Source organism: Oleiharenicola lentus (assembly GCF_051660365.1).
Lineage (GTDB): Bacteria > Verrucomicrobiota > Verrucomicrobiia > Opitutales > Opitutaceae > Lacunisphaera > Lacunisphaera lenta_A.
The window spans coordinates 154,568-167,956 of the sequence record NZ_JBOZXB010000001.1 but is presented as its reverse complement, the minus strand read 5'-3'; the positions used below and the strand labels follow the sequence as shown (position 1 = coordinate 167,956).

The window sequence follows — 13,389 nt, the reverse complement described above, 5'->3', positions numbered from 1 at the left end:
GAGATCCGCGCCGGAGCGACGGACTGATCCACGGTTGCAGGGGGAACGAGGTTGATTTGAATGCGCCAACGCAAAGCGCGGGCGCGGGGAATACACGCCATGTGTTGCACGCATAGCGGCGCTTCAACGGTGCGTGTGGTAAACCTGTTAACCCTCTGAAATTTCAGCGCGGTTTTTTCAGGCCTTTCGCAGATCGAGCGGATTTTTTTTTAAGTGCTGGCGGAAGCTGCGTCGCAACGTGTCCGCACTGCCGAAGCCGCAACGCGCGGCGATTTCCTCGAGCGGATGCGTCGTCGCGAGCAGGAGCGCGCGGGCGCGTTCGAGACGCCGCACACGCAACGCTGCGCCCGGGGTCTCTCGGTAGCGTCGCGAATATTCGCGGATAAAGTATTCGCGCGTCACGCCGGCGAGGCGGGCGATTTCCTTAATGCTCAGACGACCGCTCGCGTGGTCGTTGAGTAAATAATAACCGTATTCGATCGGGTCGTCGGTTTGCTTTGCGGCCACCTGCTCGCGGTGCAGGCACAGCAACAGGCGAAAGATCAATTCGGCGACGTGGGCCGTGTCGTGAAAATTTTTGCGCCGGTTGAGTGTGATAATTTCATCCAACAGGCGGGCGGCCTCGCCGTCGGCGTGCATCGTCACTACGGAACCGAATTCACTGCGCAGGGTGTCAAAAAATGGACGCAGGCTTTTCGGATCGAAGGCGGCAAACTGTAACCGATACGGTTCGGTGGCACCGTCGGGAAAACCATAGGTCGAGACTTCGCGGTGCGTGAAGAGGATCGCCTGATTGCGTCCGGCCAGCGTGCGCTGACCGCGCATCGAAAACTCCACGGCGCCCGCCAGGGTGCGTTGCACCACGCAGTAATCGTTATCGGGACGCGAGGAGTTGTCCCAACGATATCGCGCGTCGTGCCACGTCTCTTCATCGCTCGCGGCGAGGACTGGGAAGGGATCGGAGGACATAGGCTCATGTCACAAAATGCCGGAATTTAATCAATGATTAAGCCTACCGAATAAAAATAAGGCCAATTAAAGTCGGCTTTAAAACTACTCCATGAAAACGAAATCCGCTTCCTCGCGCGCCGGCAAAGGCCACGCTGCCCACACACAAAGTTCTGCCGTCCTCGGTCTGCCCGGCGAAATGACGCGCCCCATCAAGCTCACGTTTTTTGGCGCGGGCAGTTTTTTCACTCCGCGACTGGTGAATGATTTGGTGCGCATTCCGGGCGAGCAGGGCGGCACGATCGCATTGGTGGACATCGACGCGGCGCGGCTGCGCGTTTCCGCGCGGCTGGTGCGGAAATTACTGGCGTCGCTCGGTAAGAAAAACTGGAAGCTCGTCGCTTCGACGGATCGCGTCGCGGTGTTGAAAGGCTCGGACTATGTCGTCAATTGCATCGAAGTCAGCGGTCTCGAGTGCGTGAAATGGGACAACGACATCCCGCTCAAATACGGCGTCGATCAATGTATCGGCGACACCATTGGTCCGGGCGGGTTGTTTAAGGCGCTGCGCACGATTCCCGTGTGGCTGGAGGTGTTAAAGGACTGCGAACGATTCTGTCCCGATGCGCTGGTGCTGAATTACACGAATCCGATGGCGATGTTGTGCACGGCCGCTGCGCGGACGTCGTCGATGCAGGTCGTCGGGCTTTGCCACAGTGTGCAGCACACCAGCGATCAACTCGCGCGTTATGCCGGCGTTCCCGTGACAGAACTTCAGTGGGAATGCGCGGGCATCAACCACCTCGCATGGTTCACGAAGCTTGCGCACAAGGGTCGCGATTTGTATCCGGAACTGCAGCCGCGTTTCGCGCGAGACGTGGAACAGGCCCTCGTAGATCACGCGGCCGGTAAGGGGCCGTCCGACTCTGATTGGGAGCCGGTGCCGCTCGAGCGTGACATCGTGCGCAAGGACATGGCGGTGCATTTCGGCGCGTTCATCACCGAGAGTTCCGGGCATCTTTCAGAGTATCTGCCGTATTATCGGAAGAGCGCGGCCGGGCGCGCCTATTTGCGCCGCGGCTACGATGGCGGTTCGCGTTTTTACGCCACGCACTGGCCGACGTGGCGCGCGAATGCGGATCGTGACCGCAAGCTGATGCTGAATGGGAAAATGCCGATGGACTGGCCGCGGTCGTGGGAATACGCGTCGTGGATCATCGAGGCGAAGGAGAAGAATTCACCGTTCCGCATTCATGGAAATGTGATGAATCAGCAGGGCACGGCCGGTCCGCTCATCTCGAATCTGCCGCTCAACGGCTGTGTAGAAGTGGCGTGCCTCATCGATGGGAACGGGGTGCAACCGATCCGCTACGGCGCACTCCCGCCGCAGATGGCGGCGATCTCGGCAAGCAACTTGAATTTCTTCGACCTCGGCGCGCAGGCCGCGATTGATCGCAGCATCGAGACGGCCGCGCATGCACTCATGTTAGACCCGTTAACTGCCGCCGTCTGCACGCCTGCCCAGATCAAGGCGATGACCGTGGAAATGTTCGCGGCAGAAAAAGATTTCCTACCTGACTACAAGTGATGAGGTGGAGGATGCGCCAACCCCGAGCGAGAAATTCACGATTTTCTACTCGCGACGGGGCTGGCGTTTAACGTTTAGTTAACAGGTTTAGTGCGGGCGCGGTTGGATATTTTTTTACGCTTTTCCAAGCTGCGAAGACTCCTGCTGATGGCGCACCCCTGATTTGTCCGTGCTATCAGCGTTTACCTCGTAAGAAGTCGTTTCCATCCCCCGGTTAGTCGTTTAATCCCATGACCATCCACCCCCCGTTCCTAAATCACTCGACGGCGCGCTTCATGCCCGGCCGTTTTCTGTCGTGGCTCACGCGAGCTGTGATGTTGTGCGCCGTTTTTGCCGCGCCTGCTTTGTCCTTCGCCCAATCTACCGGCACGATTACCGGTAAGGTGATTCAGCCTTCGACAGGCGAATACGTCCGTTATGCCGAAGTGCGCATTGTGGGCACCAACCTGAGGACCGAGACGGATCGGGAAGGCGTCTACAAATTCTCCGATGTGCCCGCAGGCACGGCGAATGTCGTGGTGACTTACACCGGCTACGAGACGGCTTCGTCCAACGTCACGGTTGCCGCCGGCGAGACCGCTTCGCAGGATTTCAATCTCTACCTCGCCAACCAACGTGCTGAAGACGGCACGGTGCAGTTGGATAAATTCGTCGTTTCTTCGGAAGTCGAAGGCCAGGCGAAGGCGATCCAAAATCAGCGACGCTCCACGACCATCGGTGACCACGTGTCATCGGATGAATTCGGCGATTCCGCCGATGGCAATGTCGGCGAATTCCTCAAGCACCTCCCCGGTGTAGATCTTGAATACGTGCAGTTTGACGCGCGCGGCCCTCGCATGCGCGGCATGGATCCGCAATATGTCGGCGTGACGATGGACGGTATCAAGCTCGCCAGCGCCGATGCGTTTAACGCCACCGTCGGCACCGACAACACCGGCATTGAAGGCAGCCGTGCATTCGGTTTCGAATCCATTTCGCTCAGCAGCATCGATTCCGTTGAGGTGTTCAAAAATCTCAGCGCCGATCTCGATGCCGACGCTCCCGCCGGGACAATCAATCTACGCTCGAAGCGCGCGTTCGATCGACCGCACCGCCGCATCGGTTACACGTTCGGCCTGTCGGCAAATTCCGAAGAATTCCATTTCGACAAGACGCCTGGGCCCCGCTCGGGTGAGAGTTATAAGATTCTTCCGAATGTTTCTTTCGAATATTCTGATGTGTTTTTGAATCGCAGCCTGGGCTTTGTTCTCACTTACAACCGTTCGAGCGTCTACAACGAGTTCATGCAGTATGCGATGAGCACGGTGAATCGCACGACGACCGCAACGGACCCGCGCCCGGCTGTGCCGCAGACGATCACCTACACCGACGGGCCCAAGGTCACGGACCGCGAGACGGTTTCCTTCCGCGTGGACTACAAGCTGTCCCCGAAATTCAGCTTTGGCGTCAATACGACGTTCGCAAAATACCACGCGACATTCGATAATCGCCAGTTCCGCTTTGTCACCTCCACGGCTAATAGTTCTCCCTCGCGAGCCACCGTGCTCGGCGAAGACCCGATGGTCAGTTTTACCTCCAGTGCCTCAGCTTCCACACTTACCCTGACGGGCGATGGTGCGGACAAATTCACCGACACGATTAGTGTGATGCCGAGCTTCGACTGGAAGCCGACGAATAATCTGACCATCGAAGGTCGTTTCGGCTGGTCCGAGTCGGACAACCAATATCGCGCCGCCTCTGAAGGCAAAGTGCGCAGTGCTAGTGTCGATGCGCTCGCAGGCATCCAATACACGGCGCGTCGCTCTTCGATCGATTCCGGCGACTGGGTGTTCACCCAAATTAGTGGCCCAGATTGGGGCGATGCGGCCAACTACAAAAACCCGCGCATCGTCGAAGAAGGTCGTTCTGAAATCAACGAAGTGTATAGCGGTGGCATCGACGCTACGTGGAAGAAACCAGTGTTCGGTCTGCCTGCGTTCTTGAAGTTCGGCGTTAAAGGCCGTGAGGAATATCGTAAGTTTCAGGACAGTCGTCCCTATCTCGGCTATCTGTATGTCGGTCCCGGTGGCGGCACGACCGGCTCTTTTGGGGCTTTCCCGACGCGCGCGCCGATCGATTTGAGCAGTATCGATACCTATTTCGGCAATCCTCCGGCATTCGCTGATCGCGCGTTAATTGCCGATGTCTACAATAAAAATCCGGAGTATTTTGTGTCGAATCCCGCAGCCCAGACAGCGGCTAATTACTACAGCGCTTACATCGGGAATAATCGTAATATCTACGAACGCGTCGATGCTGCATACTTGATGGGCAATGTGCGCATCAAGAAGCTGCAACTCCAAGCTGGTTTGCGCTTCGAGAAAACCACCGATGAACTCTTGCAACCGCAGCAACGTCCGCGCGCTGAGGTCATCGCTGCCGGGTTTGCCGTCGATGGCACCGGTCGCGCCAGCACGATCCCCGGTTTGAATTACCAATTCCTTACACTGCCAAACATCACCAAGGTGACCGATTACGATCATCTGTTTGCCAGCGCGGCGCTGAAATATGAGATTCTGCCAAATCTTGATTTCCAGCTCGGTGCTCACGAATCGATCAACCGTCCGCCGCTGACAATTATCGCGGGTGTTACGACCTTTAATGAAACCACGCTGGTTATCACGGCACCAAATCCCGGTCTTTTGCCTGAGGAGTCGCTCAACGTCTCTGCTAAACTGACGTATTATCTGCCTACTTCGGGCACGCTATCGGCCGGTGTTTTCCAAATAGATATCGATAATCAGCGCGATACCTTAGATCGTTTGCCGGGCACGTGGTTTGATGAGTTCCCTGAAATTGATCCGGTGATTTACGGCGGCTACACCGTGCGTTCGACCGTCAATGCCGACAGGTCACGGCAGTCAAGCGGCATGGAACTCGAATACCGTCAGGTGCTCTCGTTCCTTCCAGGCTTCCTCCGGAACACCAGTGTCTACACCAACTATACACGTGCCTACACGGACACCCGTCGCGGCGGCGTCGCTCCCCACCAAATCAACTTCGGCGGATCGATGCGCTACAAGCGCTTCTCGTTCGGCGGTAGTGCGATTTGGACGGATGACACTCCGTGGACCAACACGGTGGGTTCCATTCGGTTTCGCGGAGCCCGCACGCGCACCGACATCAACGCAAGCCTCTTAATCAATAAGTGGGTTACGCTTTCCGTCGGCGGCCGCGACGTCGGCAATGTTGGTCAGGAACTCTACGAAGAGCGCAATGGCGTGAAAGAGCTCGTCCAAAAAGATATCTACGGCGCGCTCTGGACCTTCTCCGTCAAGGGCACCTTCTAAGTGGCATTTCAGGGTTAATGGTTAGAACCAGCCGGTGTCAGGTTTAGCCTGTCGCCGGCTGTTTAATTAAGAGCAGCCTCTTCATCTCCGTGAAAAAACTTCTCCTTCTCCTCATCGCTTGCAGCCTGGCCGCCGTTCTTGGCGCGCAGGCGCGTGTGCCGGGAGGAAAGGTGACGGGGCCGGTGTTGGTAGTGGCGCGCTACCACGACTTGCTCGTTTCAAGCTATGTCGCAGGCGCGCAAGGCACCGTGTGGAGCGCCACCGACGCGCAGGAGTGGATTACCACGCTGGATTCCGAGGGACGCTGGCCGGATATCGATTACGCCAATCGCGCTGGGGGTGCGTGGCCCACGGCGGCGCATCTGCGTCGCGTGCGCGTGCTCGCGCGCGAACTGGCGGATCCGAAATCAAAATGGTTTAACGATGCCAAGACTGCAGACGTCGCGCTCCGGGCGCTCGCACACTGGACGACGACGCGTTACCAAAATCCGAATTGGTGGCAGAATCAGATCGGCGTGCCGCAGGTGATGCGCGACATCATCGTGTTACTAGGCGATCGCTTGAACGGCGATGCGCGCGCTGCAGCGATGGCGGTGCTGCATCAAGCGAACATTGCGCCGGAATTTAACGGGGCGAATTTAGTCTGGAGCGCGGAACTCGTGCTCATGGCCGCCGCGCTGGAAAACAATGAGGCCGAGATCGCCCGCGCGAGCGCTTTGATCGCGAAAGAAATCGCAGTCGGTGGAGAGCAGGGGATTCAGGACGATTACAGTTTTCACCAACACGGCGCGCGCTTGCAGCAGTTTCATTATGGCGCGTCGTTTTTTCAGGATACGGTGCGCATCGCGTGGTTGTTGCGCGGCACCGAGTGGGCTGTTCCCGAGGAGAAAGTGCGGATTCTGGCGGATCTGGCCGACTTGGGGAATTTCTGGATGAGCCGCGGCACCGTGACGGTTCCAGGCACGCTGGATCGCGCGGTGAGCCGGCCGGGCGCGATGAAAGGAGCGGATATGCGCACGGAACTCGAGTTGCTCGCGGAAGTTTTTCCCGAGCGCCGCAGCGAACTTCGCCAGCAGGCGCGTGTGCAGGCTCAAGGTTATGCGCCGACACGCACGGGCTTCCGCGCGTTTCCGCACTCGGATTTCGCTACTTACCATCAATCGACCTTCAGCGTCTTTCTGAAAACCATTTCCACGCGCACAGAGGTCACCGAAACCCTGTCGCGTGAAAATCGCCGGGGTGGGAAACTGAATTGGGGCGACCACTACCTTTTGAAGGCAAAAAGTGATTACGTCGACCTGCCGCCGGTGTGGGATTGGGAACTGTTGCCGGGTGTCACTTCCGCGGCTGACATGGACACGATTCAGCGGCGCGAATTTGTCGGGGCGGTGGGCGATATCTACGGCGGCGCCAGCGTAATGGATTATGCGGTGGGCAAAGGGGAGGCGACGACGCTCACGGCGCGGAAATTTTGGGTCACTTACCAAAGTGAATTTATCGGCCTCATTGGCGCGTTGAATCGCACCGACTCGGGCCAGCCCGTGCGCACTGCGCTCGATCAACGGCGCTTGCGAGGCGCGGTCACGGTGGCGGACGAGGATGGTGTTACGACGCTCACGCCGGGCAAATACACGCGGCGGAACGTGCGTTGGATTCAGCACGACGGATTGCTTTACGTTCCTTTAAGCGGCGAAACGATTTCGTTTTCGCTCGGGCCGGTCACAGGTTCATGGAACGACATTAACCTAAATCACTCAACCGATCCGATTACAGAGCCGATTTTTCTCGCCGTGCTGGAGCACGGCGAAGCCCCTAAAAATGTCGCGACAGGATTTATCATCACGCCATGCGCGTCGATTTCTGCAGCAAAGAAGCAGGCGCAAAAACCGACGTGGAAAATCCTGCGTAACGACGCGACGTTGCAAGCCGTGCGTTTTAGCAAAGGCGCGTGGCTGGCTGCGCTGTATGCGCCAGGCGAATTCTCCGACGGAAAACGTAAAGTGCACGCGGATGCGCCGTGCCTGTTATATTTCAACGGTGGCGAGTTGCGGGCCAGCGATCCCACCCAAAAAGGCCTGACGGTAAATGTGCGCATCGGCACGCGCAGCTATGCGCTAAGTTGTCCTGCGGGCGGAAAGACCTCCGCGCCGGTTTCTCTCTGATTTGAACTAACTTTTTCTATGACTTCGAAAAAACCACGTGGCCTGTTTGTCTTGGACGAATGGGCGTATGAGCAAATCTACGGCGAAGAACTGGGAGCCACCATCGCTCAACGGTTGGATCTGGCGGCGCCGCCAATGACGGCGACCGCGTTGGCGCAGCAACCTGACGTGCTGCGCGACGTAGAAATCATCATGGGTGGCTGGGGCATGGGCGTGATGGATGAACAATTTCTCGCGGCAGCGCCGAATCTGCGCGCGGTGTTTCTCGGTGCCGGTTCGATCAAGGGCGTGGTTTCGGACGCGTTTTGGAAACGCGATATCAAGATCGTCTCTGCGTATGCAATGAATGCCGTTCCCGTGGCGGAGTTCACGCTCGCCTCGATTTTATTTAGCATGAAACACGGCTGGCGCTACGTGATCGGCATGCAACGTGAAGGAAAATACCTGCGCAAAACCGGCGTCATGCCCGGCGCGTTTCGCACGACCGTGGGCCTGATTTCACTCGGCGCGATCGGTCGCCGCGTGGCGGATCTGCTCAAGACGTTCGACATGCGCGTCATCGCTTACGATCCGCATTGCACGCCGGCGGCCGCGAAGGAGTTGGGAGTGGAGCTGGTTTCACTCGAGGAAATTTTCAAACAATCCCACGTCGTGTCGTTGCACGCCCCGTGGTTGCCCGAAACGGAAGGAATGGTCACGGGCGCGCATTTCAAAGCGATGCGCGAGGGCGCGACGTTCATTAACACCGCGCGCGGCATCATCGTGCGCGAAAAAGAAATGATCGACGTGCTGACGCTTCGCTCTGACCTGACCGCCGTGCTCGATGTCACGAAACCCGAGCCGCCGCTGCCGGATTCGCCGCTTCTTAAGTTGCCCAACGTGGTGCTGACCCCGCACATTGCCGGAGCCATGGATGAAGAATGCCGCCGCATGGGATATTTCCTCGTCGATGAACTCGACTGTTACCTGAAGGGCGAAGCCTCGAAGTGGCGCCTCACGCGCGAGCAAATGGCTTGGATGGCTTGAGATCGCTGCATTGAGCACTCCGATTCCACCCTCTTCTTCACCCACCGAAACGCCGGTGGCGGACGCGGCGCCCTCGACTGGGCGCAAGACCTGGAGCGCGGGCACACGCACTTACACGTTGGGCGGGCTCGTGGCCGTGTTCGCGTGGTTGCTGGTGGGTGACTTCGCATGGGCGACGCGTGAACGCTCGGTGGGGCCGATGGCGCAATGGTTTCTCAACTCGCAAAATGTGCCGAACTGGTTGTTTGGCGTGCTCATCACTTCGTTTCCGGCGGCGCTGTGGTTGATTCTCGGGCCGATCATCAGCGTGCGCTCGGATCGGCATCGCGGGCCGCGAGGCCGTCGCATTCCGTTCCTGCTCGTGATGACGCCGATCGCGGCGTTTGGCATTATCGGCATCGGGCTCACACCGTATATCGCGCGGTGGTTGCATGGCGTGCTCGCGCCGACGCATCAGGTGGGCGCCTGGCTGCACAACGCATTGGACGGTTCCACGACCGGTGCGTGGGTGCTCGCGACGTTGGAGAATCAGATGATCGTTTCGGTCGTATGCTTTGGCGTTTTTTGGGCGCTGTATGAAGTCGCGACGATTGCGGTGCCGACTTTGCTCGGCGGGCTCATCAACGATGTGGTGCCGAAGCCGCTCCTCGGGCGCTTCTATGGACTGTTTCGCGCGGTCGGTTTGATCGACGGGATGATTTTCAATTTCTGGCTGATGGGTAAAGTGCCGACGCATTTCACCCTGATGCTCGTGATCATTGGGTTCACTTACGCGGCGGCGTTTCTCTGGATGTGTTACAAGGTGAAAGAAGGCGACTATCCACCGCCTCCACCCGAACCAGAAAAACAAAAAGGGCTGAGCGGTTGGTGGCAGGAATTGCGGCGCTACGTGCGCGAGTGTTTCACGAACCACTATTACCTCGCGGTGTTTGTGATGTGGATGCTAGCGAGCCTGTGCTTTCAGCCGATTAACGTCTTTTCGCTGCCGTATGCGCGCAGCCTCGGCGTGGATATGGGGCTTTATGGCAAGATGCTCGCGTTGACGTTTACGATCTCGCTGAGCTTCTCGTTTTTCCTCGGCTGGCTCGTGGATAAATTTCACCCGCTGCGGATGGTGATGGTTTCGCTCGGCGCCTATGCGTTGGTGACGATGACGGGTGCGCTCTACGCGACGACCGCGAATTCGTTCCTGGTGGCGTGGGTGTTGCACGGCGTGTTCTCGGGCTGTTACTACACATGCGTGGCTTCACTCGGGCAGCGGCTTTTCCCGCACAATAAATACGCGCAGTTTTTCTCGGCCTCGAGTATCTTCCTCTCGCTCGCGAACATCGTGCTCGCGCCCTCGATCGGCTGGTTGATCGATGCGACCGGTCGGGTGTATCGCCTGACGTTTGTGGTCGGTGGCGTCCTCTCTTTGATGGCGCTATTGTGTGCGTGGTATGTGCACGGAAAATTTATGCGACTCGGTGGTCCCAAAGGCTACGTTGCTCCCGAATGAGTGATTTGAATTCTAAAACAGATTCCGCCACCCGCAGCGAACGCCTCGATGCGTGGCAGCTTTATTTCGATCCCGCCGGTGCAACCGCGCCGGCGCAATTGCCGGCGGACTGGCGCGAGCAGGCGGTCGGCGTGACCGTGCCGCACGTGTGGGAGCAAGTGCGTCCGAACTACGACGGCGTTGGCTGGTATCGTCGCGTGCTGCGCATAACAGCGGGCGAGCTTACGGAAACTTGGCGCGTGCGATTTTCGGCGGTGCATTACCGCGCGGAGGTGTTTCTCAACGGCCATTTCCTGATTCGGCACGATGGCGGTTACACGCCATTTGTAGCGGAACTTACCTCGCATTTGCAGGCGGGCGAAAACGAACTGCTCGTGCGCGTGGTCGATCCACCTCGTGAGTATCCGGTCGAGGGATTGCAGAGCAGCCACCCGCTGCGACAAACCGCGCTGCCAACTTACAAGGCCGGCTGGTATTACTCTTTCGGTGGACTTTGGCAGCCGGTGCATGTGCTGCGCACCGCAGCGGTGTGGCTGGAGGATGCGTTTGTCCAACCGCGGCTAAACCCCCGATCGATCCGCGTGGAGTTTGCTTTGGGGACTTCCGGAGGCGTGGCGGTGAACGGAAAATTGCGTTACCACGTGACCCGCGTCGGTGAAACTGCCTCGATCGCCGCCGGAGAGATTTCAGCGAGCGCGGCCACGGGAAGTTTCGAACTGGCGTTGCCGGATGCGCCATTGTGGTCGTGCGAAACTCCAAATTTGCTGACGTTGCACGTGGAATTCACGGGCGCGTCGGGCGTGGATGCGCGGAGTTGGCGGTTCGGGTTGCGCGAGTTTACGACTGATGGCGAACGCTTCCTTTTGAACGGTCGACCGATTCATTTGCGCGGGGTGCTGCACCAAGGCGGGTTTCCGCGCACCATCGCGTTTCCGCAAGACGAGGCGATGGCGCGCAAAGATATCCGCTCGATTCTGGATGCGGGCTGCAATCTTTCACGCATCACCCTGCGTCCGGCGAGCATGGCGGAACTGGATTTGTGCGATGAACTCGGGCTCCTCGTCATCGGTGAACCGCCGATCGGTTGGGTGGCTTACGACGACGAGATCGACGCACGCTGCTTGCGAGAGGTCGAGGAGATGATTCGCCGCGACCGGAACCGTCCGTCGGTCGTGATGTGGACGTTGCTCAATGAATTCAGCGACACGGTTTATTTTAAGAAGAAGAGCCCGTCCGCGTTGATCGAAGCCGCATGCAAACTCGGCCTGAGTCTCGATCCGACGCGTTTGATGACGGGAAATTCCGGACGTGGGGTGGGTGAAGCGGTTTCCGGCAATGGCATTTTCGGTCAAGGCAAGCCGTCGGTGCCGATTCAGGACGAGCATATTTACCTACGCAATTTTCCTTCTGCCGCCGAACTCGACACGCGCATTGTCTCTGTGGGGAAAGACGAACCGGGGCTTTTGTTTGTGAGCGAATTCGGCACGAGTGCATTTCCTGATCTGGATCGCGTGCTGGCGAATTACCCGGAGGCAGAGCGGGCGCTTGGGCTGGAAGATTACCAGCAGATGAAAAACTATCGCGACGAAATCGTGAAGGGCTGGGAAGGGTTCGGCTTGAAGCGATTCTTTGCGACGCGCGAAAAATTTTATTATGCGCTCGGTTATGATCAGGCGGAGATGGTGCGATTGGAGCAACGCGCGTTGCGGCTGAATCCACGGGTGGCGGGTTACGTCATCACGCAGGGTGCCGACGCTTCGAGCGAGTTTGGCGGCATCGTGGATCTCTGGCGTGAGCCGAAACGCGTGTATGCCGTCTATCGCGAACTGAATCGCAAGGCGGTGCTCCTGCTCGATACCCCTGGAAGATTTTTCAGTGTCGGGACGAGCGTGCCGCTGCGCGTGGTGGTTTCCAATTTTTCCGAAGCACCACAGCCTGCCGTGGGCTGGATCGCACTGCTGCACGCGGATCGCGAAGTGCGGCGCTGGGAGTTTTCCGGCGCGGCGGATTGGAGTTCAGAACTGTTGGCGGCAGAAATTAACCTGGAGTCAGCCGGCGACTGGGCGCTGCACGCGGAAGCAAGTTGTGGCGGTCAACTCATAGTCGACAAGGTGACGTTACGCGCGTTGCCCGCGCCGCGATTTGCGGGCACGAAAATTTTGTTGATGGACAGCAGCGTGGGGCCGCACGGCGCGGCACGTTCGGAGATCGGCGGAATGCTCGCCGGCCTCGGGTTGGAGACGGTAAAGTTTGGCAACCAGGCCAACGCGCCGGGACTACCGGTGCTCGTGCATTTGCGCGGACGTGACCGCACGCTTAATTATTTTGAAAACCAGCGTGTGCTGCGCCGCGAAGTGGAAGCAGGCCGCACGGCGGTGTTCGTGGACTGCGACCTCGCGTATTTGCATTACTTTTTTGGCGAAGACACGCCGCGCGAGATTTACGGCAACGGCGCATTTGCGGGCAATATGGGTTTCGCGTTTGACGATGCGCTCTTCGCGCACCTCGGACCGGAGCATCAGATCGGGCCGGCTTATGGCGCGTGTTATCCGCGCATTCACCCGGAGGCGCACGATGTGCAGAAGGCCGGCGGTGAAATTCTCGCACTGCACGCGATGCCGTATCAATTCGGCCGCCCCGACACGATCGAGTGGGGCGCGACGCTTTACACTAAGGCCTACGGAAAGGGGCGCGTGTGGGTGTGCTCGTTCCGCTTATTCGAAGCGATCGCCGCAAAAGATGCCGTCGCGGTGGATTTGTTGGATCGTCTTCTGGAGGCAGCGAAAGTGGCTACAACCGGGATACATGATCTCAAGAAGATTTCCTGAAATGGATTAC

7 protein-coding genes are annotated in these 13,389 nt (G+C 58.4%); 6 read left to right on the top strand and 1 reads right to left on the bottom strand.

Features of this window, described 5'->3' with window-relative positions; all coding sequences use genetic code 11:
* Nucleotides 1-177: 177 nt before the first annotated feature.
* On the bottom strand, nt 178-969 hold the full coding sequence (locus tag ACRRQW_RS00660) for a helix-turn-helix domain-containing protein (RefSeq protein ID WP_438479227.1): 792 nt from the start codon (nt 967-969) through the stop codon (nt 178-180).
* A gap of 91 nt (nt 970-1,060) precedes the next feature.
* On the opposite strand from ACRRQW_RS00660, the gene ACRRQW_RS00655 reads away from it, so the two are divergent.
* The 6 genes from ACRRQW_RS00655 (at nt 1,061) to ACRRQW_RS00630 (ending at nt 13,379) form a co-directional block, all read left to right on the top strand.
* The gene (locus ACRRQW_RS00655; RefSeq protein ID WP_438479225.1) at nt 1,061-2,536 is read left to right on the top strand and encodes an alpha-glucosidase/alpha-galactosidase; all 1,476 of its coding nucleotides are present in this window, start codon (nt 1,061-1,063) and stop codon (nt 2,534-2,536) included.
* 230 nt (nt 2,537-2,766) lie between these two features.
* The gene (locus ACRRQW_RS00650; RefSeq protein ID WP_438479223.1) at nt 2,767-5,865 is read left to right on the top strand and encodes a carboxypeptidase regulatory-like domain-containing protein; all 3,099 of its coding nucleotides are present in this window, start codon (nt 2,767-2,769) and stop codon (nt 5,863-5,865) included.
* An 89-nt stretch (nt 5,866-5,954) separates the two neighbouring features.
* Nucleotides 5,955-8,027 (top strand): polysaccharide lyase family 8 super-sandwich domain-containing protein, encoded by a 2,073-nt coding sequence (locus ACRRQW_RS00645; RefSeq protein WP_438479221.1) that lies wholly within the window; start codon nt 5,955-5,957, stop codon nt 8,025-8,027.
* A gap of 18 nt (nt 8,028-8,045) precedes the next feature.
* On the top strand, nt 8,046-9,053 hold the full coding sequence (locus ACRRQW_RS00640; protein ID WP_438479219.1) for a hydroxyacid dehydrogenase: 1,008 nt from the start codon (nt 8,046-8,048) through the stop codon (nt 9,051-9,053).
* A 10-nt stretch (nt 9,054-9,063) separates the two neighbouring features.
* Nucleotides 9,064-10,551 carry an MFS transporter gene (locus ACRRQW_RS00635; protein ID WP_438479217.1) on the top strand — a complete coding sequence of 496 codons (1,488 nt, stop codon included), beginning with the start codon at nt 9,064-9,066 and terminating at the stop codon, nt 10,549-10,551.
* Nucleotides 10,552-10,556: 5 nt separating this feature from the next.
* A complete protein-coding gene (locus tag ACRRQW_RS00630; RefSeq protein WP_438479215.1) occupies nt 10,557-13,379 on the top strand; it encodes a glycoside hydrolase family 2 protein in 2,823 nt (940 codons plus the stop codon).
* Nucleotides 13,380-13,389 lie beyond the last annotated feature (10 nt).